This is a genomic window from Brevibacterium sp. LAARM2_SD2 (assembly GCF_057364785.1).
The window spans coordinates 15,491-39,925 of record NZ_JBNFOM010000005.1; the positions used below are offsets into that span (position 1 = coordinate 15,491).

The 24,435-nt window shown below is 67.7% G+C and carries 29 protein-coding genes, 1 tRNA gene and 3 pseudogenes; 20 read left to right on the forward strand and 13 right to left on the reverse strand.

The features are described from left to right. Positions 1 to 182 precede the first annotated feature (182 nt). The 7 genes from AC2W7K_RS04590 to AC2W7K_RS04620 form a co-directional block, all read right to left on the reverse strand. Positions 183 to 869 carry a hypothetical protein gene (locus tag AC2W7K_RS04590; protein ID WP_486005791.1) on the reverse strand — a complete coding sequence of 229 codons (687 nt, stop codon included), beginning with the start codon at positions 867 to 869 and terminating at the stop codon, positions 183 to 185. Between the two features lie 56 nt (positions 870 to 925). Further along, positions 926 to 1,384, reverse strand: coding sequence for a hypothetical protein (locus tag AC2W7K_RS04595; protein WP_198499262.1), 459 nt, complete (start codon positions 1,382 to 1,384; stop codon positions 926 to 928). 219 nt (positions 1,385 to 1,603) lie between these two features. Further along, entirely contained in the window at positions 1,604 to 1,834 is a 231-nt protein-coding gene (locus AC2W7K_RS04600; RefSeq protein WP_486005809.1) for an FCD domain-containing protein, read from the reverse strand. A gap of 575 nt (positions 1,835 to 2,409) precedes the next feature. Further along, positions 2,410 to 3,231, reverse strand: a complete 822-nt coding sequence (locus tag AC2W7K_RS04605) for a fumarylacetoacetate hydrolase family protein (RefSeq protein ID WP_211978954.1) — start codon at positions 3,229 to 3,231, stop codon at positions 2,410 to 2,412. Between the two features lie 88 nt (positions 3,232 to 3,319). Beyond that, positions 3,320 to 3,859 carry a DoxX family protein gene (locus AC2W7K_RS04610; RefSeq protein WP_211978953.1) on the reverse strand — a complete coding sequence of 180 codons (540 nt, stop codon included), beginning with the start codon at positions 3,857 to 3,859 and terminating at the stop codon, positions 3,320 to 3,322. A gap of 22 nt (positions 3,860 to 3,881) precedes the next feature. Next, the gene (locus AC2W7K_RS04615) at positions 3,882 to 4,796 is read right to left on the reverse strand and encodes a VOC family protein (RefSeq protein WP_211978952.1); all 915 of its coding nucleotides are present in this window, start codon (positions 4,794 to 4,796) and stop codon (positions 3,882 to 3,884) included. A 490-nt stretch (positions 4,797 to 5,286) separates the two neighbouring features. Then, positions 5,287 to 5,925 (reverse strand): GntR family transcriptional regulator, encoded by a 639-nt coding sequence (locus AC2W7K_RS04620; RefSeq protein ID WP_198499267.1) that lies wholly within the window; start codon positions 5,923 to 5,925, stop codon positions 5,287 to 5,289. A 213-nt stretch (positions 5,926 to 6,138) separates the two neighbouring features. On the opposite strand from AC2W7K_RS04620, the gene AC2W7K_RS04625 reads away from it, so the two are divergent. The 8 genes and pseudogenes from AC2W7K_RS04625 to AC2W7K_RS04660 all read left to right on the forward strand — a co-directional run bounded on the left by AC2W7K_RS04625 (position 6,139) and on the right by AC2W7K_RS04660 (position 13,218). Further along, positions 6,139 to 7,485: an NRAMP family divalent metal transporter gene (locus AC2W7K_RS04625; RefSeq protein WP_249121037.1), complete on the forward strand. Its 1,347-nt coding sequence runs from the start codon at positions 6,139 to 6,141 to the stop codon at positions 7,483 to 7,485. A 1-nt stretch (position 7,486) separates the two neighbouring features. After that, a complete protein-coding gene (locus AC2W7K_RS04630; RefSeq protein ID WP_211978951.1) occupies positions 7,487 to 8,257 on the forward strand; it encodes a LamB/YcsF family protein in 771 nt (256 codons plus the stop codon). Then, the gene (locus AC2W7K_RS04635) at positions 8,254 to 9,090 is read left to right on the forward strand and encodes a putative hydro-lyase (RefSeq protein WP_211978950.1); all 837 of its coding nucleotides are present in this window, start codon (positions 8,254 to 8,256) and stop codon (positions 9,088 to 9,090) included. The genes AC2W7K_RS04630 and AC2W7K_RS04635 overlap by 4 nt, the downstream gene beginning before the upstream one ends. Positions 9,091 to 9,152: 62 nt before the next feature. Continuing rightward, positions 9,153 to 9,602: pseudogene (locus AC2W7K_RS04640) on the forward strand (5-oxoprolinase subunit B family protein); the annotation flags it as partial. A 254-nt stretch (positions 9,603 to 9,856) separates the two neighbouring features. Next, a complete protein-coding gene (locus tag AC2W7K_RS04645; RefSeq protein ID WP_486005792.1) occupies positions 9,857 to 10,711 on the forward strand; it encodes a 5-oxoprolinase subunit C family protein in 855 nt (284 codons plus the stop codon). Between the two features lie 3 nt (positions 10,712 to 10,714). Further along, entirely contained in the window at positions 10,715 to 12,469 is a 1,755-nt protein-coding gene (locus AC2W7K_RS04650) for an acetyl/propionyl/methylcrotonyl-CoA carboxylase subunit alpha (protein WP_211978948.1), read from the forward strand. Between the two features lie 141 nt (positions 12,470 to 12,610). Continuing rightward, the gene (bcp, locus tag AC2W7K_RS04655) at positions 12,611 to 13,087 is read left to right on the forward strand and encodes a thioredoxin-dependent thiol peroxidase (RefSeq protein ID WP_198499273.1); all 477 of its coding nucleotides are present in this window, start codon (positions 12,611 to 12,613) and stop codon (positions 13,085 to 13,087) included. A gap of 49 nt (positions 13,088 to 13,136) precedes the next feature. Next, a tRNA-Leu gene (locus AC2W7K_RS04660) sits at positions 13,137 to 13,218 on the forward strand. A gap of 177 nt (positions 13,219 to 13,395) precedes the next feature. Here AC2W7K_RS04660 and AC2W7K_RS04665 read toward each other — a convergent pair. Beyond that, positions 13,396 to 13,638, reverse strand: a complete 243-nt coding sequence (locus AC2W7K_RS04665) for a WYL domain-containing protein (RefSeq protein WP_486005793.1) — start codon at positions 13,636 to 13,638, stop codon at positions 13,396 to 13,398. Positions 13,639 to 13,701: 63 nt separating this feature from the next. Between AC2W7K_RS04665 and AC2W7K_RS04670 the strand changes: the two genes are divergently transcribed. The 6 genes from AC2W7K_RS04670 (at position 13,702) to AC2W7K_RS04695 (ending at position 16,142) form a co-directional block, all read left to right on the forward strand. Continuing rightward, the gene (locus tag AC2W7K_RS04670; protein WP_211978946.1) at positions 13,702 to 14,037 is read left to right on the forward strand and encodes an ArsR/SmtB family transcription factor; all 336 of its coding nucleotides are present in this window, start codon (positions 13,702 to 13,704) and stop codon (positions 14,035 to 14,037) included. Beyond that, positions 14,030 to 14,464 (forward strand): SRPBCC family protein, encoded by a 435-nt coding sequence (locus AC2W7K_RS04675; RefSeq protein ID WP_211978945.1) that lies wholly within the window; start codon positions 14,030 to 14,032, stop codon positions 14,462 to 14,464. Before AC2W7K_RS04670 ends, AC2W7K_RS04675 begins: the two co-directional genes overlap by 8 nt. Positions 14,465 to 14,551: 87 nt before the next feature. Next, the gene (locus tag AC2W7K_RS04680; protein WP_111437581.1) at positions 14,552 to 14,908 is read left to right on the forward strand and encodes a nuclear transport factor 2 family protein; all 357 of its coding nucleotides are present in this window, start codon (positions 14,552 to 14,554) and stop codon (positions 14,906 to 14,908) included. A gap of 49 nt (positions 14,909 to 14,957) precedes the next feature. Next, positions 14,958 to 15,305, forward strand: coding sequence for a TfoX/Sxy family protein (locus tag AC2W7K_RS04685; protein ID WP_211978944.1), 348 nt, complete (start codon positions 14,958 to 14,960; stop codon positions 15,303 to 15,305). 61 nt (positions 15,306 to 15,366) lie between these two features. Next, a complete protein-coding gene (locus AC2W7K_RS04690; RefSeq protein ID WP_211978943.1) occupies positions 15,367 to 15,831 on the forward strand; it encodes a GNAT family N-acetyltransferase in 465 nt (154 codons plus the stop codon). Further along, positions 15,828 to 16,142, forward strand: a complete 315-nt coding sequence (locus AC2W7K_RS04695) for a hypothetical protein (RefSeq protein ID WP_211978942.1) — start codon at positions 15,828 to 15,830, stop codon at positions 16,140 to 16,142. Before AC2W7K_RS04690 ends, AC2W7K_RS04695 begins: the two co-directional genes overlap by 4 nt. Positions 16,143 to 16,149: 7 nt before the next feature. Here AC2W7K_RS04695 and AC2W7K_RS04700 read toward each other — a convergent pair whose 3' ends face one another. Beyond that, on the reverse strand, positions 16,150 to 16,611 hold the full coding sequence (locus AC2W7K_RS04700) for an ASCH domain-containing protein (protein WP_211978941.1): 462 nt from the start codon (positions 16,609 to 16,611) through the stop codon (positions 16,150 to 16,152). A gap of 31 nt (positions 16,612 to 16,642) precedes the next feature. Between AC2W7K_RS04700 and AC2W7K_RS04705 the strand changes: the two genes are divergently transcribed. Beyond that, complete coding sequence (locus AC2W7K_RS04705; RefSeq protein ID WP_119296932.1) at positions 16,643 to 17,347, forward strand: hypothetical protein; 705 nt, start codon at positions 16,643 to 16,645, stop codon at positions 17,345 to 17,347. 173 nt (positions 17,348 to 17,520) lie between these two features. On the opposite strand, the gene AC2W7K_RS04710 is transcribed toward AC2W7K_RS04705, so the two are convergent. Both AC2W7K_RS04710 and AC2W7K_RS04715 read right to left on the reverse strand, forming a co-directional pair. Next, positions 17,521 to 18,105, reverse strand: coding sequence for a DMP19 family protein (locus tag AC2W7K_RS04710; RefSeq protein WP_211978940.1), 585 nt, complete (start codon positions 18,103 to 18,105; stop codon positions 17,521 to 17,523). Positions 18,106 to 18,173: 68 nt separating this feature from the next. Next, a complete protein-coding gene (locus AC2W7K_RS04715) occupies positions 18,174 to 19,427 on the reverse strand; it encodes a class I SAM-dependent methyltransferase (RefSeq protein WP_211978939.1) in 1,254 nt (417 codons plus the stop codon). Between the two features lie 111 nt (positions 19,428 to 19,538). On the opposite strand from AC2W7K_RS04715, the gene AC2W7K_RS04720 reads away from it, so the two are divergent. The 3 genes and pseudogenes from AC2W7K_RS04720 to AC2W7K_RS04730 form a co-directional block, all read left to right on the forward strand. Further along, positions 19,539 to 19,943: a universal stress protein gene (locus tag AC2W7K_RS04720; RefSeq protein ID WP_211978938.1), complete on the forward strand. Its 405-nt coding sequence runs from the start codon at positions 19,539 to 19,541 to the stop codon at positions 19,941 to 19,943. A gap of 334 nt (positions 19,944 to 20,277) precedes the next feature. Then, positions 20,278 to 21,447 carry an RtcB family protein gene (locus AC2W7K_RS04725; RefSeq protein WP_211978937.1) on the forward strand — a complete coding sequence of 390 codons (1,170 nt, stop codon included), beginning with the start codon at positions 20,278 to 20,280 and terminating at the stop codon, positions 21,445 to 21,447. Positions 21,448 to 21,657: 210 nt separating this feature from the next. Beyond that, a pseudogene (locus AC2W7K_RS04730) lies at positions 21,658 to 21,783 on the forward strand (universal stress protein); the annotation flags it as partial. Here AC2W7K_RS04730 and AC2W7K_RS04735 read toward each other — a convergent pair. Beyond that, on the reverse strand, positions 21,761 to 22,417 hold the full coding sequence (locus AC2W7K_RS04735; protein WP_211978936.1) for a TetR family transcriptional regulator: 657 nt from the start codon (positions 22,415 to 22,417) through the stop codon (positions 21,761 to 21,763). The pseudogene AC2W7K_RS04730 and the gene AC2W7K_RS04735 sit on opposite strands and share 23 nt — an antisense overlap. Positions 22,418 to 22,489: 72 nt before the next feature. Between AC2W7K_RS04735 and AC2W7K_RS04740 the strand changes: the two genes are divergently transcribed. Together AC2W7K_RS04740 and AC2W7K_RS04745 are read left to right on the forward strand one after the other, a co-directional pair. Then, entirely contained in the window at positions 22,490 to 22,897 is a 408-nt protein-coding gene (locus AC2W7K_RS04740; protein ID WP_211978935.1) for a VOC family protein, read from the forward strand. Between the two features lie 96 nt (positions 22,898 to 22,993). Beyond that, positions 22,994 to 23,218 (forward strand): annotated as a pseudogene (locus tag AC2W7K_RS04745) (RtcB family protein); the annotation flags it as partial. Between the two features lie 44 nt (positions 23,219 to 23,262). On the opposite strand, the gene AC2W7K_RS04750 reads toward AC2W7K_RS04745, so the two are convergent. After that, on the reverse strand, positions 23,263 to 24,336 hold the full coding sequence (locus AC2W7K_RS04750; protein WP_344251188.1) for a threonine aldolase family protein: 1,074 nt from the start codon (positions 24,334 to 24,336) through the stop codon (positions 23,263 to 23,265). Positions 24,337 to 24,435 lie beyond the last annotated feature (99 nt).

Sequence of the window (24,435 nt, forward strand, 5' to 3'; positions counted from 1 at the left end):
CTGTCCCTATGAGTACCAATCCATGGCTCATCGACCGCGACCCTCGAACGGTCCGCAGTTGTTACTAGTGAGATGCAGGATGCCGACGTTGTTCCCACCTTCTGACGCATTCGTCTGGGTCAAACAAACTTCCAGCAGTCCGATACTCACTTGCGTATAGGATGTGCCGTTCCCATGAGTAGTCAGAAGCCCATCTCGCTCAGGGTCATCCATTTGGGAGCCTCAATAGTGTGCCTATGCTGCCAGGCGGGATGTCCGGGGTCGGAGCTAGTGTTCCACGCCTCCCATCTGTGAACCTCCATCCACCCTCCATTGCCAAATTGACTGGCGTAATAGAGTCGAACTCGGTTGTCTTGTTCATCCAAGTTTGACGCCACTCCCAGCTGGACGGTTGCTGACGTACTCGCATCTCCGCTGTAACTCACATGCTCACCTATCAGGCCCTTCTCCGGGTTTGGATCACCCAGTAGACGGTCGATCCAAGCTTCATGAGGCATGCCATCTTGAGTGTTCCAATTGACTCGAATCCGCGGAGCGACGAACGCGGACAAGTTCGAGATGGAAAGGTACACAGTTTCATTCGGCTGCAAGTAAGCACGTTGTTTCATCATCGGAAGCATATGAAGCGATAGCTGCGGTCGGGTCGCGGCAGCCAAAGCCTCATTCGCTTTCTGCGATTGCGCCCGGTTCTCTTTAGCAGTGCTCAATGCGAGAGCCGCAGCACCCAGCGTTCCCGCAGCTGCGAGCAACTGCGCCCATGAGCCGATCCGAACACTGAGCCCATTGCTTGAGTTGTGAACGATCAGCATCCATGTCACGACACTGCCGAATACGACGACAAGTGCCCAAACAAGCCAGGAGAGTTTCATACCGCAATGGTAGTCACCAGTCAGCAGAAGATCGCGGCCTATATCGGAGTGAGCGTCTAGCGTGACAGTTTCGCGGCTCGCTTGGCGGATAGCGCATTTTGCGAATTGCGATATTCGCGAGTGACTCTGCTCATCGGGCCACGAAACAACATGCCGGGGAACAGCTGCGGTTCAGTCCGTGGCTGAAAGGTGACTGCACTGATCAGAGCGGTACACGCTGCTTGCAGTTCAGTTGTAGCTCCGGTGCAAGAGGCGAGCTGGTCAAGTCGAGCACTCACCTGCATCTGCTTATCAATGTCACGCGCATTTGCGAACGATTCAATGAACTTGTCGAATGCCTCCCTCAGCTCGTCAGACTGCCGATCGATAGCGGCCACCCCGTGACTCTCACGAGCGATCAGCTGAGACGAATTCGCAGCCCGACCTGCCGCACGGTAAGCGACAATCGCTCCCGTGATGCTCGCCAAAGCTGCGATAACGGCCACAATGATCGTCACGAATGCTCCGACACTCATGCTTTCTCCCTTCGATCAACTACGTCTGTGTAGTTTATGACAGGCTCAGCCCCCCCCACCTTCACCCAGTTAGAACAATGAGTACCCAGAGAAACCCACGAGATCGATGAGCCCAATTCAGTGGGTTCCGGGTTCAAGTCCCGGGGGGCGCACAGCACACAGGAACCGCCGTTCGGATCATCCGAACGGCGGTTCTTCGCATTGGCGACCGGCGGGCCGTCAGCGGTGCGCCTCCTCGTGGAGCTCCATCGCCTCGGCGACCGCGTCGGGGTCACCGGATTCGATCGCCGTCAGCAGCGCACGATGACCCTCGACACGGGTCCGCTTCTGTGCCGGAGTCTTCGGCAGGATCGCCTCGGCGTGGCCGGCGATGTGGTCGAGCAGGCCACGGCAGATCGAGGCGAGGACCTCGTTGTCCGCGGCGGCATAGACCGCCCGGTGGAATCCCAGATCGCGTGCGCGAGACCGAGGTCCTCATCGACCTTCGCCTCGATGACCCGCATGCGCTCGCGGAGGCGCGCAAGGTCCTCCTCGGTCCGGTTGAGTGCGGCATCGAGCACGACCTCCGGCTCGAGCGCATTCCTCACCACGGCGGACTGGGCCACCGACCGCGCATCGTCGCGGACGCGGATCATCGCCTGGCCGATGTGGACGAACGGATCGGGCTCAGCGGAGAACACTCCGCCGCCCGGGCCGGTGCGCATCGTGATGAGACCCTGCGCCTCGAGCATGCGCAGCGACTCGTTGAGGGTGCCCGGTGCCACCCCGATCTCCTTGCACAGGCTCTGCTTCGTCCCCAGATGCGTATTGGGGTCGGCCTTCTGGGACCGCTGCGCAAGGAGGTCAGCCACCTCGACGGCCCGTGACCGTCCGCTGCCCGCACTCACCTGCACATTCATCTCCCGCGCCATGCGCCCTCCATCATCGTCTCCGCACGCACCGCCATGGCACGTGCCGCCCTTGCATTGTACGGAAGCGGGGACGCGGTCGCCGCCGACAGCGACGCCGCGGCCCCGCCCCCGACCTCAGGAGTGCTCGACGATCTCGTTGCGCAGCTTCCCGATCGATTCGACCTCGACTTCGACGACGTCACCGGGTCCGAGGTACCTCGGCGGGGTGAGGCCGAGCCCCACTCCCCCGGGCGTGCCGGTCGCCACGACATCGCCGGGCAGCATCGTCACGGTATCGGTGATGTAGGCGATGAGATCCTCGATCTTGAAGATGAGGTCGCGTGTATTGCCGTTCTGCATCACCTCGCCGTTGACGGTCGTCGTCACGGTGAGATTGTCGACGTCGCCGATCTCGTCGGGCCGGTAGAGCTCGGGACCGATCGGACCCGAGCGGTCGGCATTCTTGCCGAGTGTGAACTGCGTCGTCGCGAGCTGCTTCTGTCGCGCACTGATGTCGTTGAACGCGGTGTAGCCGAGCACGTGGCTGCGGGCGGTCTCCTTGTCGGCCATCCACACCGTGTCCTTCATGACGAAGGCGAGTTCGACCTCCCAGTCGAGCCCCTCGTTCGCCGGGACCGGCACCGTCGTGCCGTCGGTGACGAGCGTCGACTCCCACCGGCCGAAGATCATCGGGAACTTCGGCAGATCCTGGCCGGCGCCGCGCTTCGATTCCTCGGCATGGCTATGATAGTTGATGCCCACGCAGAAGACCCGTGAGGTCTCCGGCACGAACGGGGCTTCGGTGAGTTCGGCACGCGCGATCGGTGCGGCATCCTCGGCGGGGGCATCGACCTCCCCCGCGTAGAACGCCTCGACGGTGCCGATGGGGTAGACGTCGTCCCCGCGGACCTCGCCGATGTGGCGGACCCCGTTGTCGAGATATCCGATGAGTGGCATTGTCAGTCTCCTTCGTGTCTTCGGTGCTGCTGCTTGTTGGTTCGTGTCTGTGCCGGCCCCACTGTGAGGACCGCCGATCTGCTGTCGTCTATGACTCGGCCCCCGCCTCGGCGTCGCGGACCGCACGTCTCGTGCGGATGACCATGGGAATCGCACCGAGGATGCCGACGACGATCGCCCCCGGCAGAACGACCGGGTAGAGGGCAGCGATCTGCGGCATGAGCACCGCGTCAAGCGAAAGGGCGCCCTGTCCTGTGATCCCGAGCATAGCGACGACCGCGGCGATGAAGAAGGGGTATTCGCCCCCGCCCAGCGCATTCCAGAATTTGCCGCTCACTGCGCTGAGCGCGGATCCGGCGACGATCATCGTCGCGACCGCCAGTCCCAGCCCGATCGGAGTGAGCAGGCCGAGCAGCAGGCTGACCGCGGCGATGAGCTCGAACACCGAGGCGACCCGGACCATGACGTGGCCCGGCCGCTGCCCGAGCTTCTCGAAGAGTCCCGCTGTCGCGACGGGTCCCGATCCCGAGAACCATCCGCACAGCTTCTGCGTCGAGTGGGCGAAGAGGATGGCGGCGAGGATCACCCGCAGTCCGGCGATGCCCCAGTCCATGCTCGTCAGTTCCATGTCGATCACGGTCCTTCCGGGTTCAGGCCGGGAAACTCGATTCGGGGGCGAGCGCGGTGTTCTGTTCGACCCACTCGATCGGCGGCCGTGATCCCCAGAGGTCGACGAGCTTCCAGTTCGAGAGGTTCTCGCCGGGGTCGACGACCCGCGGCTCCGCGTAGATGTCGTCGATGACCTCCATCTCCGCGATGCATTCGATGAGGAAGTCCGAGGAGTTCGTGAAGTACATGAAGAGGTTGTCGCCGGCCCCGTGACGACCCGGACCCCACGTCAGGCGCCGTTCGTCGGGAATGAGCGAATCGGCGATCCCGCGGAAGTCCTGGAAGCTGTTGAACTCCCAGCTCGTGTGATGGAGGCCGCCGACATCGCTGGCGACGATCGCCACCGTGTGGTGCCGTCCGTCGGCCCCGCGCAGCCACGCGATCTCATGCCCGGTGCTGCGCTCACTGAGGAGGAAGCCGCAGGAGACGTTCATCTCGTGCGTCCAGCGCTCGGGGTCGGCGGCGGTGAAGTTGACGTGGTCGAGGCCCTTGGGGCGCATGCCCGGTCCCTTGTACCGCAGCGCCCGATCATGGCGCATCGGCGTGTGGACTTCGAAGACGTGGCTCTCGGAGGTCACGAAGGTCACCGACTTCTCGATCGCCTCCGATGACGGCGTCGTCGTCAGCACCTCGAGCCCGCCTTCCTCGCAGCGGCGCCTGACCTCGTCGATCGCATCGGCGCTGACGGCCTCGAGACCGCACTGCGCGTGCCGGTTCCCGTCGGCCTGCTTGATGATGTACTCGGCATGGCGCTGGTTGGAGGACATGAGGATCGTTCCGTCCTCGGCCCTCTCGACGACGCGCGCGCCGATCTTGTCGGCGGTGTCCTGCGCGAGCCCCTCGGGGTCCGCTGACTCCACCGTGACGTATCCCAGTCGCTGCACCAATGGTCTCATCGGGCCGCTCCTCTCTTCGGTCGGCGCCCGGGTTCAGCTGCGAACCACGGGGCCGATCACTTCGCTGTGATCCCTGACACGTCAATTAATAGTATTCAATATATTCAATGTCAAGGGGTGGGGGCGGCGACAGGGATGTCGGGAGCGCCTGTGCGCGGCCGCGAGGTGGCGGCGAAAGGTGGTGGCGACTGCAAAAGGTGGCGGCGCGTGCGAAAAGTGGTGGTGTCGGCAAATGCGAGGTGTTCGCGGAAAGTGCGGGCGTCGGCGAAAGGTGGTGGTGCCGGCGAGAAGTACATGAGCGCCCGACACCGCAGGCGAAAAATCGAAATGCCGGCGACTGGTCGAACGCATATCGACTTCTGGCCGACAGGGAGCCGGGCGCGTCGCGCACGCCGCCTCAGCCGCATCCCACCACTGCCCGCACCGCTCACCCCAAGAGCCGCGGCTCACCCCAGCAGGGGCACGTCACCCACGCCGCCTCAGCTTCGACTCACCCCTGGCCGGCGCGGGCGTAGGCGCCGAGGACCTGCCGCTCGGAATCGCCGAGGTAGGTGCCGAGCAGCGCAGCCGCCTGGGCCGGGCTGTCGTTGACGTAGGCATCGTAGACCTCCTCGTTGCGCTCGACGAACGGCGCGTGGAGGAAGTCGAGGAGTTCGACCTTGAGGAAGGCCAGCCGCAGCTCGGCGAGGACATTGCCGAACGAGCGCATGAGCCGCACGCTGTCCGAGAGCGCGACGACGCCGTTGTGGAACTCCATGTTCGACGTTCCCACCTGCAGCCAGTCGCCGGCCTCGGCCGCGGCCTTCGCCTCCTCGATCGCCCGGAGCATGCGCGCACCGGCCGGGTGTGCGCGGGGCGCATGGGCGAGCACGGTGCACTCGACCGCGCGGCGGACGCGGTAGATGTCGATGACATCGGCGGTGCTCGGCGACGCGACGGAGACCCCGCGGTTGGGGACGTGGTCGATGAGCCCCTGTTCGCCGAGGACCCGGAACGCCTCGCGCAGCGTGTTGCGCGAGACGTCGAACTCCTTGGCCAGCGCCGCTTCGGACAGGCGCGTCCCGGGTCGGAGCGAGCCTGCGATGAGGCGATCGGTGAGGCGATTGACCAGGGACGATTCGTGATTCACACCACCATCGTAGTCACTCACCTCACCGCACAGCCACACAGGCGCGGCCGAGTGCACGACAACCTCGGCGCCCGAATTGTGACGCACGTCTATTCTTGTTGAACAATCGGTGCTACATTGTTTACCAATATTCGGTGAACCTGTGGGGCACGACACAGCAGTCGGCTTCTGCGCGCGATCCGGAACCGCCTTCGAACTCACCGTGGAGAACGCATGTCACAGTCATCAGGGTCCCCGTCGCCGGATCCCGGTCCAGGTCCCGATCCCCGGCCAGCGCAGCAGAGCACCGAATCGGCCCACCTGCTCACGACCGCACAGACGGACTCGGCCGCGGCGGCGACGAAGTCCGCGATCAGCCGCAGCGCGATCGTCGGGGCGATCTTCCTCATGGCCACCTCGGCGATCGGACCGGGCTTCATCACCCAGACCGCGACGTTCACCGCGCAGATGGGGGCGGCGTTCGCATTCGCGATCCTCGTCTCGATCCTCATCGACATCGCCATCCAGCTCAACATCTGGCGGATGATCACCTCGTCGGGCAAGCGCGCCGCGCAGCTCGCCTCCTCCGCGGTGCCCGGCTCCGGCATCGTCCTCTCGATCCTCATCGTCGTCGGCGGACTCGCCTTCAACATCGGCAACATCGCCGGCGGCGGGCTCGGCCTCAACGCGCTGCTCGGGATCGACCCGAAGCTCGGCGGGCTGCTCACCGGCGTGCTCGCGATCGGCATCTTCCTCTTCAAACGCGCCGGCAAGGTCGTCGACGCCGTCGTCCTCGTCCTCGGCGTCGGGATGATCGTCCTCACCGTCATCGTCGCCATCGTCTCCCAGCCGCCCGTCGGCGAGGCCCTGCGCCAGAGCGTCCTGCCCGACTCGATCAACTTCGCGACCGTGACGACGATCGTCGGCGGCACCGTCGGCGGCTACATCACGTACTCCGGGGCCCACCGCTACCTCGACTCGGGCAAGACCGGACCGGAGAACGCGCCGTCGGTGATGCGCTCGGCGCTCTCGGGCATCGTCGTCACCGGCATCATGCGCTACGTCCTCTTCCTCGCGATCCTCGGCGTCGTCGCCTCCGGGGTCGTCCTCGACATCGAGAGCCAGGTCGCCAACCCCGCCGGTCAGGCCTTCGCCGCGGTCCTCGGCGATGCGGGCATCCGGATCTTCGGGGCGATCTTCTGGGCCGCGGCACTGAGCTCGGTCATCGGGGCGGCCTACACCTCGGCGACGTTCCTCTCCGCGTTCTCGAAGCGCCTCGGCGGCGGCTGGCCGCTGCAGCTGGCGACCGTGGCCTTCATCGTCGTCTCCCTCGTCGTCTACCTCATCGTCGGCACGGCACCGGCGACCCTGCTCGTCTTCGTCGGCGGCTTCAACGGCCTCATCCTCCCGATCGGTCTGACGATCTTCATGTACATCGGCTGGTTCCGCCCGCAGCTGCTGCGCACGGATTCCTACCCCAAGTGGCTGCTCGTCATCGGCACGGCGGCGACCCTGCTCACCTGGTACATGGCCGTTCAGTCGATCGGCCCCATCTTCGCCATGATCGGAATAGGAGCCTGATATGACGACCATCGACCTCAACTCCGACCTCGGGGAGAACGTCCCCGACCGGATCGTCAGCGACGACGATGCGATGCTCGGCATCGTCACCAGCGCGAACGTCTCGTGCGGGTTCCATGCGGGCAGTCCCGAAGGGATCAAGCACACCGTCGCCGAGGCGACCGACCGCGGCGTCATCATCGGCGCCCATCCCGGCTACGACGACTACGAGGGTTTCGGCAGGCGCCCCATGGACGTGCCCGCAGCGACCCTGCAGGCCCAGGTCGAGTACCAGATCGGCGCCCTCATCGGACTGGCCACGGCCGTCGGCGGCCGTGTCCGCTACGTCAAACCCCACGGCGGTCTCTACAACACGATCGTCCACGACGAAGCCCAGGCCCGTGTCGTCGCCGCCGCCGTCAGGGCCGTCGATCCGAGCCTCGTCCTCCTCGGCCTCGCCGGCAGCGTCGCCAACCGGATCGCCGCCGAGGCGGGACTGACCGTGGCCGCCGAGGCCTTCGCCGACCGCGCCTACAATCCCGACGGCTCGCTCGTCTCCCGCACCGAGTCAGGGGCCGTCCTCGACGATCCGGCGCTCGTCGCCGCCCGCGTGCTGCGCCTCGTCGAGACCGGGGAGATCGAAGCGATCGACGGGTCGACGATCACCGTCGACGCGCAGTCGATCTGCTTCCACGGGGATTCCCGCGGCTCGATCGAGATGGCCCAGGCCTCCCGCGACATCCTCACCGACGCCGGGGTGAGCATCGCCCCGTTCGTCGGAGCACAGCCGTGACACCGGCAGGGGCGGCGGCCGGGGCACCTCCCTCGACACCGGCGGAGACGTCGGCCGGGGCGGCGGCCGGGGTCGCGGCCCGCGCCCGCATCCGTGCCGGTTTCACCGGCCCCACCTCGGGGATGGCATCCGGGCTCGTCCAGGCCAACCTCATCGCCGTGCCCGCCGACTGGGCCTTCGACGTCCTCCTCTTCGCCCAGCGCAACCCGAAGCCGTGCCCGGTCATCGACGTCCTCGAGCCCGGCCGAGTCGAATCGGCGCTGGCTGCCGGCAGCGATCTGCGCACCGACCTTCCCCGCTACCGGGTGTGGGAGGACGGGCAACTGACCGCCGAGGTCGACGACGCCTCGTCCGTCTTCGCCGACCACCCGGACCTCGTGTCGTTCCTCATCGGCTGCAGCTTCACATTCGAGGCCGACCTCGCACGGACCGACATCCCCATCCGCCACCAGGAGGCCGGGCGCAACGTGCCGATGTACCGCACGTCGACCGCGTGCCGGCCCGCCGGGCGGATCTCCGGGGACATGGTCGTCTCGCTCCGGCCGATCCCCGCCGCACAGGTCGCCGAGGCGGTCCGCATTACCGACCGCTTCCCCGCCGTCCATGGGGCTCCCGTCCACATCGGCGACCCGGCGGCCCTCGGGATCCGCGATCTCGACGCCCCCGACTTCGGCGACCCGCCCGTCATCGAGGACGGCGACGTCCCCGTGTTCTGGGCGTGCGGGGTGACCCCGCAGGTCGCGATCGCCGAATCCGCCCCGCCGTTCGCCCTCACCCACTCCCCCGGGCGGATGTTCATCACCGACGCCCCCGAAAGCGACTACCGCCAGTGACCGTCTTCCGCACCGCCTCCCGCCGGCATCTCCTCGTCGAATCCGCCGACCTCGCCGCATCGATGCAGCTCAACCATGCCCTCGAGACGGCGGCGCTGCCCGGCGTCGTCGAACTCGTGCCCGCCGCGCGGACCGTGCTCATCCGCTTCGACCCGGCCCGCACCTCGGCGCCGGCCCTCGAGGAGGCCATCTCCGGACTCGACGTCACCGACTCCGCGACCGGGTCCGGGCGCACCGTGACCATCGACGTCCGCTACGACGGTGAGGACCTCGCCGAGGTGGCTGACCTCCTCGGCGTCTCCCCCGCCGAGGTGGTCGCCCGCCACCAGCGCGCCCGCTGGGAGGTCGCGTTCTCCGGGTTCGCCCCCGGGTTCGGGTACCTCGCCGGCGACGACCCGCTCTTCGACGTGCCCCGCCGGTCGTCTCCGCGCACCCGCGTGCCCGTCGGGGCGGTCGGCCTCGCCGGGGAGTTCACCGGGGTCTACCCCCGGGCCTCCCCCGGCGGATGGCAGCTCATCGGCCACACCGATGCCATCCTCTGGGACCTCGACCGGCAGCCCCCGGCGCTCTTCGTGCCCGGGACCATCGTGACGTTCGTCGACGCCGGGAGAGCGAGCGCGCGAGCGGCGGAGGCGCCTGCGTCGGCGGAGGCGCCGTCCTCGGAGGAGACGTCCGCGGCGGAGTCCTCAGCGTCCCACTTCCTCACCGTCATCGAGCCGGGCCTCCAGCTCCTCATCGAAGACCTCGGGCGCCCGGGTTCGCATCGATGGGCGCATCGAGCGCGGGAGCCGCCGACCGTTCCGCCCTCGTCGATGCCAACCGCCTCGTCGGCAACGCCGAGTCCGCCGCGGTCCTCGAGAGCTTCGGCGGCAGGGTCAGCCTGCGCGTCACCGGTGACGGGGTCGCCGCGGTCACCGGCGCCGGCGGCCCGATCACCGTGACCGCCGCTGACACAACGGTGTTCCGCCACCGCCTCGGCGAGGCGTTCTCCCTCGTCGACGGGGACATACTCGAGCTCGGGCCGACCGAGACGGGTGCGCGTCGCTACCTGGCCGTCCGCGGCGGGATCATCGCGGACACGGCGCTCGGCAGCGCCTCGGCGGACACGCTCGCCCACCTCGGGCCCGCCGCACTCACGGCCGGGGACACGATCGACCTGGGCGATCCGGTCACGGCCCCGCATCTCGTCGATCCCGGGCCCCGCCTCGGCGCGGATCGGGTTCTGCCGGCACCGGGTGACCTCGTCGAGCTCACGGTCGCCCTCGGTCCGCGGGACGACTGGTTCACGTCTGCCGGCATCGACACCCTGCTCACGCAGGAGTGGACGGTCACGCACGAATCGGATCGGGTCGGTCTGCGGCTGGCCGGGGAGGTGCCGCTCGAGCGGGCGCGGACCGGTGAGCTGCCGAGCGAAGGCGCGGTGACCGGTGCCCTGCAGGTCCCGCCGAACGGCCAACCGGTGCTCTTCGGGCCCGACCATCCGCTCACCGGGGGCTATCCGATCATCGCCAGCGTCGACGACACCGACCTCGCCGCGCAGCTGCCCCCGGGGGTGCGCATCCGCTTCCGTACGGCCGCAGCCGCCGATTCCACCTCCTCTGACCCCTCCGACGAAAGCTGAGCCATGTCGACCATCCTCATCGCCAACCGCGGCGAGATCGCCGTCCGCATCATCCGCGCGTGTGCCGAGAACGGGCACACCTCCGTCGCCGTCTATGCCGATCAGGACGCCACGGCCCTGCACGCACAGCTCGCCGATGTCGCCATCGGACTGCCCGGCACGACCGCCGCGGAGACCTACCTCAACATCACGGCCCTCATCTCCGCGGCCCAGGCCTCCGGGGCCGAGGCCGTCCACCCCGGCTACGGGTTCCTCTCCGAGAACGCCGAGTTCGCCGCCGCTGTCGAAGACGCGGGGCTGATCTGGATCGGGCCGAGTCCGGAGGCGATCACCGCGCTCGGGGACAAGGTCACCGCTCGGCAGCTCGCGCAGAAGGTCGGGGCACCGCTGGCCCCGGGCATCGACCGGCCGCTGACCGGCGCCGCCGAGGTCGAGGACTTCGCCCGCGAGGCCGGTCTGCCGATCATCATCAAGGCCGCACACGGCGGGGGCGGGCGCGGGATGAAGATCGTCCGCGATTTCGCCGAGGTGGCCGGGGCCTTCGAATCGGCGACCCGTGAGGCCGTCGAGGCGTTCGGTCGTCCCGAGTGCTTCGTCGAGAAGTTCCTCGAGCATCCGCGCCATGTCGAGGTCCAGGTCGTCGGCGACGGGCGGGGCACCGTCGTCGCCGTCGGTGACCGCGACTGCTCGGCGCAGCGGCGCAACCAGAAGCTCGTCGAGGAGGCCCCTGCGCCGAATCTCACCGCCGAGCAGCGGGACCGCCTGCAGCGCTCGGCGGAGGCGATCTGCGCCGAGGTCGACTATCGGGGCGCGGGCACCGTCGAGTTCCTCCTCGCCGCCGACGGCACGATGACGTTCCTCGAGGTCAACACCCGTCTCCAGGTCGAACATCCCGTCACCGAGGCGGTCACCGGGGTCGATCTCGTCACCGAGCAGTTCCGCATCGCCTTCGGTCAGGGGCTGTCGCTGACTGAGACGCCGGAGGTGCGGGGGCATGCGATCGAGCTGCGTCTCAACGCCGAGGATCCCGGTCGCGGGTTCCTTCCCACACCGGGGCGCATCGAGGCGCTCACCGTGCCCGGCGGGCCGGGAGTGCGCTGGGATACGGGAGTACGCGGCGGTGACACCGTGCAGCCGGCCTTCGATTCGCTCTTCGCCAAGCTCATCGTCCACGGCCCGGACCGGGCGACGGCGATCGCCCGGACGATCACTGCCGCGCGCGAGCTCACCGTCACCGGGCCCGCGACGGTGCTGCCGGCATCGCTCGCGATCCTCCGCCATCCTGCGTTCGCCGGCGATGTCATCGGCATCGACACGCAGTGGATCGAAGCGGAGCTGCTGCCCGAGTTCGGCCCGCAGGACCGGCCGGCGCCGGTCGCAGCCGAGGGCCTGACGCGGATGGACATCGAGATCGACGGGCGGATGACGACGATCGGTCTGCCCGAGTCACTGCTTGCGGCCCTCGGGTCGGTCGGAGGATCTGCGTCGGCGGGTGCGGACGCCGGATCTTCGCCTGATTCCGCGGGGAATGCGGACTCCAATGACGGGTCGGCTCCGGTCACGGCGCCGGTGCCGGGCAGCCTCGTCGACTTCCTCGTCGCCGATGGCGCCGAGGTGGCCGAAGGCGACGAGGTCGCCGTGCTCTCGGCGATGAAGATGGAGACCCGCGTGACCGCTCCGGCAGCGGGGACGCTGTCGCATATCGCGTCGGTCGGTGACACCGTCGCCGTCGGGGAGGCGATCGCCAGGGTCCGGTGACGGGCTGTCGATAGGGCCGGAACGGTGGGCTGGGGCGGTGCACGCCTCGGCGATGGTCGTGTCCTGCCGCGTGAGGGTCGTGTCCGGCGTCGCGGCTAGAGTGGAGGGGCAGCAACGATCGGATGCAACAGAGGAGATTCCATGCCACGTCTGTCAGTCGGCGACACCGCCCCGGACTTCACGCTCGTCGATCAGAACGGGAAGTCGGTGAGCCTGTCCGACTTCAGGGGTCAGCGGGTCGTCGTCTACTTCTACCCCGCAGCGATGACGCCCGGCTGCACGACCGAGGCGTGTGACTTCCGGGATTCGCTCTCGGCGCTCAAGTCTGCCGGTCTCGTCGTCCTCGGCGTCTCCCCCGATTCGCCGGAGAAGCTCAAGAAGTTCGAGGAGAAGGAAGGGCTCACCTATGAGCTGCTCTCCGACCCGGACAAGGCGATGATGGACGAGTGGGGTGCCTTCGGCGAGAAGAAGAACTACGGCAAGGTCGTCCAGGGCGTCATCCGCTCGACTGTCGTCGTCGATGCCGAGGGCAAGGTCGAACTCGCACAGTACAACGTCAAGGCGACCGGGCACGTCGCGCGGCTGCGCAAGGCGCTCGGCATCGACGCCGCCGCCTGATTCCCGTTCCGCCGCGTGCCCGTGCCCTGCTAGGCTTGGTGCGGCCTGCGCGCGAGTGGCGGAATTGGCAGACGCGCTGGATTTAGGTTCCAGTGTCTTCGGACGTAGGGGTTCAAGTCCCCTCTCGCGCACGTGAGGTGAACGGCTCCCGACCACGGTCGGGGGCCGTTCGGCGTCTCGACCCGCCTGGCGAGTCCGAGTTTGCGCCAGTTGGAACCGAGATGGCCAGTTCCTGCACTGTCCATCTCAGACGCGACTGGCGCAAATCCGATCGTCGCGTGCGGGATTCCCGCCCGGCGGCCGCCCGGTCAGCTCTCGCCGGCCACTGCCCGGGCCGTCGGCGGCGGAGCTCCGACCGCGGCGACGGGGATGTCGGTCGCCGCTTCTGCTGTGAGGTGCGCAGTGACGATCTGGTCGAGGACGAACCACCGGATGGCCTCACGCTCCCGACAGTGCGCGACGAGAAACCACCGCCTCGGCGCATCCCCTTCCCCCTGCTCTGCCCCGCCTTGCCGGCGGCTCTCCGCTCCACCCAATTCACTCATATCCATAAGTACAAATGAATATTTGTGTTATGGTGAGGGTGTCAGCGCATCCGATCACCGAGGACGGACATGAGTGCCGAAGCCGAACCCGAGCTCGACCGGGCGCTGCGTGCGCTCGCCGACGGGAACCGCCGGGCGATCCTGCGCGCGGTCCGCTCGGCACCGAAGCCGGTGGGAACGATCGCCGAGGAGGTCGGACTCTCCCAGCAGACGACGTCGCATCACCTCGGTGTGCTGGCGAAAGCGGGACTGACCACCGGGACCCGGGAGGGCACGCGCCACCTCTTCGCCGTCGACACCGACGGACTGGCGGCGGTGCGGTCGTATCTCGACGATTTCTGGCCGACGAAGCTCGCCGCCCTCAAGACCGCCGTCGAGAGTCGGGAGAGGGGCGGCAATGGCTGAGTTCACGGACTCCGTCGACATCGCCGCCGCGCCGGAGACGGTGTTCTCCTACCTGACGACGAACGAGGGCATGACGGCGTGGATGGGCGAGTTCGCCGACCTCGACCCTCGCCGAGGCGGTCGGTTCGCTGTCGACATCGCCGGCCATCCGGTGCGCGGCGAGTTCATTGATCTCGATCCGCCCCACCGTGTCGTCGTCTCCTGGGGTTTCCCCGGGAGTGCGGATCTGCCGGTCGGTGCCTCGACCGTCGAGTTCCGGCTCACGGCAACCGACTCGGGCACCCGCGTCGACCTCATCCATTCGGACCTGCCCGAAGCCGAGGTGCCCGGCCACGCCCACGGCTGGGCGCACTTCCTGCCGCGGCTCGTCGTCGCCGGCGCCGGTGCCGTCAACGACCCCGACGATTGGCGGCCGCTGCCGGGTTGATGATCGCACGGTTCGCTCGCCGAGTCACTCACGTTCCACCGCACAGGATCCACCACTCAGGTTCCACCACTCGAAGAGGAGAGAACAATGGCAGAGAACACCGCAGCGGACGTCGTGCAGCAGTACCACGATGCATGGACGAACAACCGGATCGACGAGGCGATGGCCCTCGTCGCCGACGACATCGTCTGTCGGGCACCAGGTCAGGACATCACCGGCATCGAGGCCTACACCGAGTTCATCGGCGGTTTCGCTCCGATGCTCACCGGCGTCGAGGAGATCGGCGAATTCTCCGACGGGGACCGCATCGTTCGTCTCTACTATCCGCAGACCGCTGAGACCGGCACGACTCCGGCGGCCGAGCTCTTCACCGTGCGCGACGGCAAGATCACGGAGACCGTGCTCATGTTCGACCGCCTCTCCTACGGCCCTCCCCCTCAGTGATGCTGCGCCGGAGATCGTCGTTGCCGTCATCGCCGGGTGTGAGCCGATGATGACCCCGGAGCAGACGCGCCTCGTCGACCGTGTGCGCACCGCGCTCGCCGAGGAATCCGTCGTGCGCGAGGTCTCGATGTTCGGCGGTCGCTCGTTCATGGTCCGCGAGAAGCTCGCCGTGTGTGCGCTGAAGTCAGGTGCCCTGCTCGTCCGCGTCGATGCCGATCGGCACGCCGAGCTGCTTGACCGCCCCGGAGCCGCGCAGGCCGAGATGGGTGCCGGACGAACAATGGGGCCGGGCTGGATCGAGGTCGCGGCGGCGGCACTCGACAGCGAGGCCGACCTCACCTGCTGGGTCGACGTGGCGCTCGAGCACAATCGGGCGGTCACCGGAACACGCGGCTGATTCCGGCGCGGAGCTGGCCCGACTCTTCCTCATCGGGCAGGTTCGGTCCTACAGTGACCTCATGAGTGCGAATGCAGAGGTGACCGTCCGCCCGGTCGAATCAGCCGATGAGGCCCGCTGGCGCGAGCTCTTCCGCGACTACCGCGAGTTCTACCACCTCCCCGAATCCGAGGACGTCGTCGCTCGGGTCTGGGGCTGGGTGAGCGATCCGTCCCACGAGAGCGAGAGTCTTGTCGCCGAGGCGGACGGTCAGATCGTCGCGATCGCCGACTACCGTCGCTTCTCCCGGCCCTCGACCGGCACGATCGGGATCTGGCTCGACGATCTCTTCACTGCACCCGAGGCCCGCGGCACGGGGGCCGGGCGCGCTCTCATCGCCCGACTCCAGGACATCGCCGCTGCCGAAGGACGGTCCGTCGTCCGCTGGATCACCGCCGATGACAACACACAGGCCCAGGCCCTCTACGACAAGGTCGCAACGAAGACGCACTGGCTCACCTACGACGCAGCTCCCACCGCATCATGACCGGCGCTGCCTCGGCAGAGATCCTGCTCTGCTGCCTGATCTGGGCACGTGAGGGCCTGGCCGATGACATGCATGCCTACGAATCCGACGTCCTGACGCTCATCCCCGAGAACGGCGGCGAGATCCTCTCCCGAGCACTCTGCGACGGTGCGGACGGCCACCCCGACGAGGTGCAGTTCTACCGATTCGCCTCGCAGGACGCCCTCGACTCCTACCTCGCCGATCCCCGCCGCGGCGGGCAGGCAGCTGAACGTGAACGCGTCGTCGCCCGAACGGAGCTCTTTCCCGTCCGGTTCGCAACCAGCGCGTGAGGCTCGCCTAGTCAGCGGCGAACACGAGCCGAAACCGTTCGCACACGACCGGCATGTCGGGCCGAAACCCGGCCGGATGGGCAGCTTGGGCACGCCAGAAATCCTCGTGCACGGCTCTCCAGTGAGCCAACGAACGATCACCCTCGCCTTCGGCCCACGCATGCTCCGCGGTCACCTCGGCGAAGGGAAGGATCTCCACCGCCGAGGTGACGATGACAGCCCGCGGTCGGTCCCGGCCATCGAGGACGATGCTCGCATCTCCAGCTCGGGGAACGGGCTCTCCGTCGACATCGTAGTCATCGAGGGCCGAGGCGGTCGCCGTCTTGACGCCGGCGAGGACGAGCGCGAGCAGGTCGTCGGCCTGCGCGGGACCCGCACCGAAGGCCCACGCCGCGGGAACGGCCGGGGGCAGGGACGGCTCGGCTGCCCGCGCCGTGGCCCAGAAATCGGCAAGCCTCGTGTCGTCCATGGAGCGACCCTACCCCGGTAATGTTGCTCCCATGCTTGAGACAGACCTCCTGCGATTCGTCGGCGCCGCCGTCAGCCTCATCGGGCTCGGCCTCGTCATGGGCATCAGCCCGACGACGATCGCCGAGTCCCTGCGCGTCCTCACCGACGTCCCGCGGGCGAAGCGTGCGATGGGCTTCATGCTCCTCGGTCTCGTCATCGGCGCCACCGTCATCCTCCTCGCCCTCCAGGTCATCGACCCGCACACGCTCGAGACCCTCGTCAGCCGCGACGTCGAGAAGGTGCTCGTGCGCCGCGGCGTCGACCTCGCCGCGGGCGTCCTCTTCCTCATCGCCGGCATCATCATGGCCCTCCGACTGCGCCGTCCGCCGAAGCCGAAGAAGCCGCACAAGAAGCCCACCGGCAAACCGTGGGCGATGATCGTCATCGGCGTCTCGAACACCGTCATCAGCTTCAGCGACTTCGCGACGATGTACATCGTCGCCCGCATCGTCCGTGCCGTCAGCGAGGACATCGCCGTCCGCGGCGTCACCTTCCTCGTCTTCATCGCCGCGATGATCGCACCGTACGTGCTCCTCACCTGGGCGTGGAACCGCTTCCCCCGGATCTCCGACCGCATCTCCGGGTTCTTCGCCCGCCTCGCCGAGGCGGACCTGCGACCGTGGGCAACCGGCTTCACGCTGCTGGCCGGTCTCGTCTTCCTCGCCATGGGCATCTGGGGCGAGCCGAAGCTCTGAGCGGCCGTTCGTGGTCGCAGAACCGAGCCCGCGTCACCGATTCGGCTGTTCCGCCTCGGTGTCGTGACCGCAAACCGTGCGTGGAGAGAGCCAGACGGCGTCCCACTCAGGCAGCTGCCGCCAACCGCGAGCGCAGGCCGTCACGTCGTGCCGCTTCCGGCGGCCGCCACCGCTCAGTCGAAGATCGTCAGGTCACCGCGCCAGCGCGGGTAGTCGGCGGGCAGACCGGAGCCGGAGAACTCGATGCTCAGGGCGGTCTCGATGTCGGTCTCGCTGAGCACGTTGATCGTCGGCAGGTCGAGGAGGAATGCGGCGTTCGCGGCCTCGAGCGCGGTCGCCGCCTCGGCGGTGTCGAAGGCCGAGCGGAAGGCCTCGTCGTCGAGGTCCTCCTCGATCGCCCGGACGACGAGGTCGAGGTGCTCGCGCGCGCCGATGAGCTTGAGTCCCTGCAGCGCGAGCTCCCTGGCGGTGCGGGGCACGCGGTCGCGGTACCAGGCCCACCCGCGTTCGGTCACCGCGGCCCGGTAGAGGTCGACGTAGCTGCTGCGGACGGAGTCACGGGAGAGATCCTCGATCGTCCCCGCACGGTCGAGCGAGCGGGCGACGAGTTCGCGATTGCAGTCGACGACCTCGGCCGGCGTTCCGTCCAGCGCCGCCTTCGTCAGCAGCACGGGATGCGAGGTGTCGGTCGTGCACTCGAGGATGTCGTCGACCTCGGTGTATTCGATGCGGTCGTAGGCCACGCTGTCGTCATTCATGCCCCGACGGTAGGCCTGCCACGTGAACAGCAGGTGACATGGACCACAATGCCGCTTGAGAGGACCGGTCAGTCGGCCGCCCGGCTGATGACGACCGTGAACTTCGCGGTGCGCGCCAGCTGCTCGCTCGGACCGATGAGCGACTCGAGCCGGTCTCGGTAGCGCAGATGCGAGTTGAAGACCGTGACCACCCGTCCTCCGGGCCGCAGGTGCGCGGCTGCGGTGCGGATGAGCTCGCCCGCCGTGTCCGTCTCGATCGTCGTGCCGTGGTGGAACGGCGGATTGAGGAGGATGAGGTCGAACTCCCCGGTGAGAGCATCGACGTCGGTGGCATCGGCGAGGATCGTCGCGACGTCGGATCCGTTGGCCGCTGCCGTCTCCTGCGCCGAGGCGACCGCCGCCCGGGAGATGTCGACGCCGACTCCCGTACCCGCCCCCGTCACGCGCAGTGCGGCGGTGAGCAGCCACCCGTTGCCGACGCCGAGGTCGAGAACGGAGGCCGGACGCGTCAGGGCGGCAGGCCCATCCGGGGCAGCGACCGCCTCGGCGAGGGCGGTGAGCAGCAGCGTCGACCCCTCATCGGCCTTCGTCCCGGAGAAGCACGCCCCGTGGGCGCTGACCTCGAGCGGGCCGGTCTCGGTCGTCTCGATCGTGCCGCGGCGCGGGAAGGCCGTCAGCGACGGCGTCGACAGCGGACGGCTGCCGATGATGAGGCGGTGCTTCCCGATGCCCGGGGAGACGTCGACCCGCCCGAACCCGCGCGCGAGCTCCTTGTTCACCGCCCGGCTCATGACGTCGCTGCGGCCGATGACGATGAGCGTCGACACGAGCGGCTGGAGCACGGCGACGACCTCGGCGAGCGCGCTCGTCGCCTTCGGCGCGTTGACGACCGCCCACACCTCAGGCTCCTCGTCGGCCTCGGACGAGTGTGCGGCGTCCACCTCGGCGAGCCGCGCGGACACGTATTCTCCCAGGTCAGCGACCGCCTCGGCGCTGGGAGCCGCAGCCGCCACGGCTCCCGCCTCATCGAGACGGTCGTTGAAGGTCGCGACGGGAGCGAACTCGGTGAGCACGCGCGCCTGCAGGCCGTGCGGATCGTCGACGACGATGATCCGGGCAGGGGCGTCGGCGGGCGAGACGTGCGTGCCGTCGGTCGTCCGACCGGAGACGTCGAGGGACCCGCCGCGGCGACCGATAACGTAGTCGGCGAGCAGCCTGGCCTGCGGCAGACCGGGGGTCTGCGCGGTCAGCGGCAGACGGGCGAGGATCTCGTCGCGGGTGCGCAGAGCCTGGGAATCGGGGGCGAGGAGGGAGCCGGGCATCCGCTCAGTCTAGTGCGGCGAGGTCACGGCCGCGCTGACGCCGCCGCTGCCAGGGTGAGATGTGCTACTAATTGAGGGAGCTCGAGTCCCCACACGCATCCAGGAGTGAACATGACCATCCTCGTCGGCTATTCCCCCTCGCCCGAAGGCAAGGCTGCGGTCGCATTCGGCATCGAACAGGCCCGCGCGTTCGACGACACCGTCATCGTGCTCAACGCCGGCATCGGTGAGACTCCCGACGAGCGGGGCGTGGCGACGAACGCCGACATGGATGAGCTCAAGACGACCCTGCGCGACTCGGAGGTCTCCCATGAGATCCTCCAGTTCCTCCGCGGCAACGACCCCGTCGAAGAGCTCCTGGCGCTGGCCGAGGCGACCGACGACACCCGCATGATCGTCATCGGCTCCCGCCGCCGCTCCCCTGTCGGCAAGCTCATCATGGGCTCGACGGCGCAGCGGATCATCCTCGAGGCCGAGGTGCCCGTCGTCTCCGTCAAGGCGCAGAGCTCCCGGTGACAGCCATGGACACGACTCCTGCAGTCGTGTATGGTCGGACTTCTGCGCCGCCTCGGTGCAGATGACACCCACCGCCGCGCCACCTCGGCGCGGCGGAGACACGAAGGATGACACTGATGGCCACTCTCGCCCTCAAGCGTGAGCAGAAGGGATCGACGCACGTCGAATCCCGCCGTCAGCCGACCCTTCGGTCGCGCGACATCTGACTCCGACGTCAGACTGCCCCGCACCGATCACCGGTCCGGGGCTTTCCTCTTCTCGCAGCTGTGTCCTCCTTGGCCTCTGCGGTGGTGATCGTCCCGGACATCACCACTGAAAATGCAAGGAAGGAACAATGGAGAAACTCGACAGACGGCTCATCTCCTGGGCCTCTCTCCTCGATGAGAGGACCCGGGAGCAGGCGCACCAGACGGCGCGCATGCCGTTCATCTACCCGCACCTCGCACTCATGCCCGATGCCCACCTGGGCAAGGGCGCGACCGTGGGGTCGGTCATCCCGACGCTCGGCGCGATCATCCCGGCCGCCGTCGGCGTCGACATCGGCTGCGGCATGATCGCGGTGCGCACCCAGTTCACCCGGTCAGAGCTCGCGGCACGCGACCTCACAGCGCTGCGGGAGGCGATCGAGCGCGCCGTGCCGACCTCTGCCGGTGCCTACAACCGGAAGATCGTCGCCACCGCGGCCCCGCGCATCACCGAACTCGAGGAGCTCGCGGAGAAAGCGGACTTCGACCCCGCCTCCTACGCCGGGCACTGGCGCCACCAGCTGGGGTCCCTGGGATCGGGCAATCACTTCATCGAGGTCTCCGTCGACGAGACCGACCGGGTGTGGATGTTCCTCCACTCCGGCTCCCGGGGCATCGGGAACAAGATCGCAACTCACCACATCAAGGTCGCCGCGAGGCTCAACCGGCAGTGGTGGATCGATCTGCCCGACCCCGATCTCGCCTACCTCGTCGAAGGCACCCCTGAGTTCACCGCCTACATCAGGCAGCTGAAGTGGGCCCAGCACTTCGCGCTGCTCAACCGCGAGGAGATGATGGATCGGGTGGCCAGGCAGCTGTCCGAGACGATGGGCGAGCCCGTCGTCGAGGCGGAGCGGATCAACTGCCACCACAACTTCACGCAGTCCGAGGAGCACTTCGGCAAACGGGTGTGGGTGTCGAGGAAGGGTGCGATCGAGGCCGACGCCGGGCGGCTCGGGCTCATCCCCGGCTCCATGGGCACGGCCTCCTACGTCGTTGTCGGCAAGGGCGACCCGGTGTCACTCAACTCCTCCCCGCACGGCGCCGGTCGGCAGTTCTCCCGGAGTGCTGCGCGGAAGACGTTCACGCAGGAGCAGCTGCGGGAGGCGATGGTCGGCATCGAGTACCGCGACACGGATGCCTTCATCGATGAGATCCCGCAGGCGTACAAGCCGATCGACCAGGTGATGGCCGATGCGGGCCCGCTCGTCGAGGTCCGGCACACCCTGCGTCAGCTCGTCAACGTCAAGGGCGACTGAGAGCGCCGAGGCGGGGCCTGCGCACTGTGACATATGTGCAGGCACCGCCACGGCGGTTGGGGTCAGCCCGCTTCCCGGGCCTCAGATCACGCGTCGCCGTCGGCGGCACCTGACTGCGCGAAGGACTGCCGATACTGGGACGGGCTCGTGCCCACCGCCCGTCGGAAGTGCTCACGCAGCTGGGTGGCCGAGGCGAACGACGACAACCGCATGATCGTCATCGGCTCGCGCCGCCGCTCCCCCGTCGGCAAGCTCATCACGGACTCGACGGCGCAGCGGATCATCCTCGAGGCCGAGGTGCCCGTCGTCTCCGTCAGGGCCGACGGGAAGAAGTAGATCTCTGCTCAGCCGTGGGGCTGGTGCCCGTCTCGTCGCCTGAGGAAACAGTCGTCGCAGGAGTGACAGCCGCCAGCAGACGATCGAGGGCAGCGTGCGAGTGCTCTCTGGCCTTGTCGGCATTGCTGTGCTGTGCGATCCAGAGTGCGGCCTCGTTCATCGCACCCGAAAGTTGAGCGGCCACTGCTTCAAGGAGGTCCTCATCGAGTCCGACCTCGCGAAGCGCTTCACGCAGGTGCCTGACTGAGTTCACATCATCCAGGCGACGCCATTCCTCCCACCCGAGAACCGAAGGCGCATCCACAAGGAGAATGCGCACCGCCGGCCCGGCGGTGATCGCATCGATGAACGCGTGCGATCCTGCGACCAGCTGCGCTCCGGGATCGGACCCCGCGGAGTCAGCCGCCTCGACCACAGCAATTGCGATTCTCGCTTGAAGCTTGGCAGCGACCGCCTGGAACACGCCAACCTTGTTCCGAAAATGGTGATAGACGGCCCCACGGGTGACGCCGGCGGTCTGGGCGACATCGCTCAACGAAACATCGGAGAAGCCACGCAGGGAGAACAGTTCTTCCGCGATATCAAGGATCTGCTGCGCGGTTCTCGCAGCGTCGGCTGCGGAAGCTCGAGGCATGGGGTTCCTTTACGTACATTGAGTATGTATTCTCGTGATATTACATACTCATTGTACGTAAAGGAGAGTCCAATGTCTGCGACCAGTTTCTACCCCGTGCTCATGTCCGATGATGTCGCCGCTGCCGTGGCCTTCTATCGCGACGAGCTCAGTTTCGAGATCACATACGAGTCGGATTGGTACACCAGTCTGCGTCTGGGCACGTTCGAACTGGCGATCCTTGCCCACGACCACGAGACCATTCCCGAGGGATATCGGACAACGCCACGAGGCGTGATCGTGAATCTCGAGGTCGACAATGTCGACGAGGTCTATGACCGCATGATTCGGGACGCCGAGAACGATCCGATTCTCACCCTGCGCGACGAGGCTTTCGGACAACGCCACTTCATCGTCGCAGCTCCTGATGGCGTTCTCCTCGACGTCATCCAGCCGATCCCGCCAAGCGCTGAGTTCGCGGCAGCATACTCGACGAACTGAGATGGGCCGCCGGAGAAGGATCGCGGCCTTTCAGAAGGCCGATCACCCGCCATGCTCGTCTGTAGCGTCAAGGCAGATCGCTCCCAGTGACATCGCTCCCCGCACGGCGCCGGTCGGCAGTTCTCCCGGAGCGCTGCGCGCAAGACGTTCAACCAGGAGCAGCTGCGGGAGGCGATGGTCGGCATCGAGTACCGCGACACGGATGCCTTCATCGATGAGATCCCGCAGGCGTACAAGCCGATCGACCAGGTGATGGCCGATGCGGGCCCGCTCGTCGAGGTTCGGCACACCCTGCGTCAGCTCGTCAACGTCAAGGGCGACCGAGAGCGCCGAGGCGGTTCGCCGTCGTCCGGACGAGGACCAGCTCACTCCCCGACGATCGCTGAGACGAGGGCGTCGACGTCCTCGGGCGTCGTGTCGAAGGCGCACATGAGGCGGACGACGTTCGGCTGCAGCGGCCAGTCGGCGAAGGCGAAGCGCTGCCGGGTGCGGGCGGCCACCTCGGCGGGCATGCGAACGAACACGACGTTCGCCTCCACCGCTTGGACGACGGAGAGCCCGGGCACACGGTTGTCGGCGGCCGCCTCGGCGAGTCGATCAGCAAGGTGCACGGCCATGTCGTTGGCACGGTTCGCCGAGGTGCGCCACAGCTCGCCGTCGTAGAGGGCGCCCAGCTGGGCGGACAGGAAGCGCATCTTCGACGACAGCTGCAGGTTCATCTTCCGCAGGAACCGCATCCCCTGCCCGATCTCCGGGTTGAGGACGACGACCGCCTCGGCGCCGAGGAGGCCGTTCTTCGTCCCGCCCAGGCTGAGGATGTCGACGCCGACGTCGGTGGTGAGCTCGCCGAGGCCGGTGCCGAGGAACGCTGCCGCATTGCCGAGGCGGGAGCCGTCGATGTGGAGGATCATGCCCTGGTCGTGGGCCGCCTCGGCGATCGCGCGGATCTCGTCTTGCGTGTACGTCGTGCCCCACTCCGTCGACTGCGCAATGCTCACGGCCAACGGTTGGGCGTTGTGCTCGCTGCCGCGGCCGATGACGGCGTCGGCGATGATGTCCGGAGTGAGCTTGCCGTCGACGGTCGGGGCGCCGATGATCTTCAGCCCGCCGACCTTCTCGGGGGCGCCCGTCTCGTCGTAGTTGATGTGGGCGCTGACCGCGGTGATGACGGCCGCCCACCGCGGCAGCGCGGACTGCAGTGCGAGCACGTTGGCGCCGGTGCCGTTGAACACGGGGAACGCCTGCGCGCCGGGACCGAAGTGCCCGCGCATGACCTCGTGGAAGTGCGCCGTCCACGGATCACCGCCGTAGGCCGGGGTGTGACCGACGTTCGCCTCGACCAGCGCCGCCATCACCTCGGGATGGGCGCCGGCCCAGTTGTCGGATCCGAAGTTGCGCGGGTGATCGGCGGGATCGGAGCTGACCACGGGCGCGGTGATGGAGGTGGGGTTCTTCTGTGCATTAGCGGATGCAGATGAGGTCGTGGCGTCATTGTTCACCCGCTCAGCGTATCGCTGACTGCACGCAGACAGCGAAGA

Bases quoted from the DNA above. Each gene is read 5' to 3' on its own strand.
- AC2W7K_RS04590 (WP_486005791.1), bottom strand. From the start codon at position 869: ATGAAACTCTCCTGGCTTGTTTGGGCACTTGTCGTCGTATTCGGCAGT.
- AC2W7K_RS04595 (WP_198499262.1), bottom strand. From the start codon at position 1,384: ATGAGTGTCGGAGCATTCGTGACGATCATTGTGGCCGTTATCGCAGCT.
- AC2W7K_RS04605 (WP_211978954.1), bottom strand. From the start codon at position 3,231: ATGCCACTCATCGGATATCTCGACAACGGGGTCCGCCACATCGGCGAG.
- AC2W7K_RS04610 (WP_211978953.1), bottom strand. From the start codon at position 3,859: ATGGAACTGACGAGCATGGACTGGGGCATCGCCGGACTGCGGGTGATC.
- AC2W7K_RS04615 (WP_211978952.1), bottom strand. From the start codon at position 4,796: ATGAGACCATTGGTGCAGCGACTGGGATACGTCACGGTGGAGTCAGCG.
- AC2W7K_RS04625 (WP_249121037.1), top strand. From the start codon at position 6,139: ATGTCACAGTCATCAGGGTCCCCGTCGCCGGATCCCGGTCCAGGTCCC.
- AC2W7K_RS04630 (WP_211978951.1), top strand. From the start codon at position 7,487: ATGACGACCATCGACCTCAACTCCGACCTCGGGGAGAACGTCCCCGAC.
- AC2W7K_RS04645 (WP_486005792.1), top strand. From the start codon at position 9,857: ATGGGCGCATCGAGCGCGGGAGCCGCCGACCGTTCCGCCCTCGTCGAT.
- AC2W7K_RS04650 (WP_211978948.1), top strand. From the start codon at position 10,715: ATGTCGACCATCCTCATCGCCAACCGCGGCGAGATCGCCGTCCGCATC.
- bcp (WP_198499273.1), top strand. From the start codon at position 12,611: ATGCCACGTCTGTCAGTCGGCGACACCGCCCCGGACTTCACGCTCGTC.
- AC2W7K_RS04665 (WP_486005793.1), bottom strand. From the start codon at position 13,638: ATGGATATGAGTGAATTGGGTGGAGCGGAGAGCCGCCGGCAAGGCGGG.
- AC2W7K_RS04670 (WP_211978946.1), top strand. From the start codon at position 13,702: ATGAGTGCCGAAGCCGAACCCGAGCTCGACCGGGCGCTGCGTGCGCTC.
- AC2W7K_RS04675 (WP_211978945.1), top strand. From the start codon at position 14,030: ATGGCTGAGTTCACGGACTCCGTCGACATCGCCGCCGCGCCGGAGACG.
- AC2W7K_RS04680 (WP_111437581.1), top strand. From the start codon at position 14,552: ATGGCAGAGAACACCGCAGCGGACGTCGTGCAGCAGTACCACGATGCA.
- AC2W7K_RS04685 (WP_211978944.1), top strand. From the start codon at position 14,958: ATGACCCCGGAGCAGACGCGCCTCGTCGACCGTGTGCGCACCGCGCTC.
- AC2W7K_RS04690 (WP_211978943.1), top strand. From the start codon at position 15,367: ATGAGTGCGAATGCAGAGGTGACCGTCCGCCCGGTCGAATCAGCCGAT.
- AC2W7K_RS04695 (WP_211978942.1), top strand. From the start codon at position 15,828: ATGACCGGCGCTGCCTCGGCAGAGATCCTGCTCTGCTGCCTGATCTGG.
- AC2W7K_RS04700 (WP_211978941.1), bottom strand. From the start codon at position 16,611: ATGGACGACACGAGGCTTGCCGATTTCTGGGCCACGGCGCGGGCAGCC.
- AC2W7K_RS04705 (WP_119296932.1), top strand. From the start codon at position 16,643: ATGCTTGAGACAGACCTCCTGCGATTCGTCGGCGCCGCCGTCAGCCTC.
- AC2W7K_RS04710 (WP_211978940.1), bottom strand. From the start codon at position 18,105: ATGAATGACGACAGCGTGGCCTACGACCGCATCGAATACACCGAGGTC.
- AC2W7K_RS04715 (WP_211978939.1), bottom strand. From the start codon at position 19,427: ATGCCCGGCTCCCTCCTCGCCCCCGATTCCCAGGCTCTGCGCACCCGC.
- AC2W7K_RS04720 (WP_211978938.1), top strand. From the start codon at position 19,539: ATGACCATCCTCGTCGGCTATTCCCCCTCGCCCGAAGGCAAGGCTGCG.
- AC2W7K_RS04725 (WP_211978937.1), top strand. From the start codon at position 20,278: ATGGAGAAACTCGACAGACGGCTCATCTCCTGGGCCTCTCTCCTCGAT.
- AC2W7K_RS04735 (WP_211978936.1), bottom strand. From the start codon at position 22,417: ATGCCTCGAGCTTCCGCAGCCGACGCTGCGAGAACCGCGCAGCAGATC.
- AC2W7K_RS04740 (WP_211978935.1), top strand. From the start codon at position 22,490: ATGTCTGCGACCAGTTTCTACCCCGTGCTCATGTCCGATGATGTCGCC.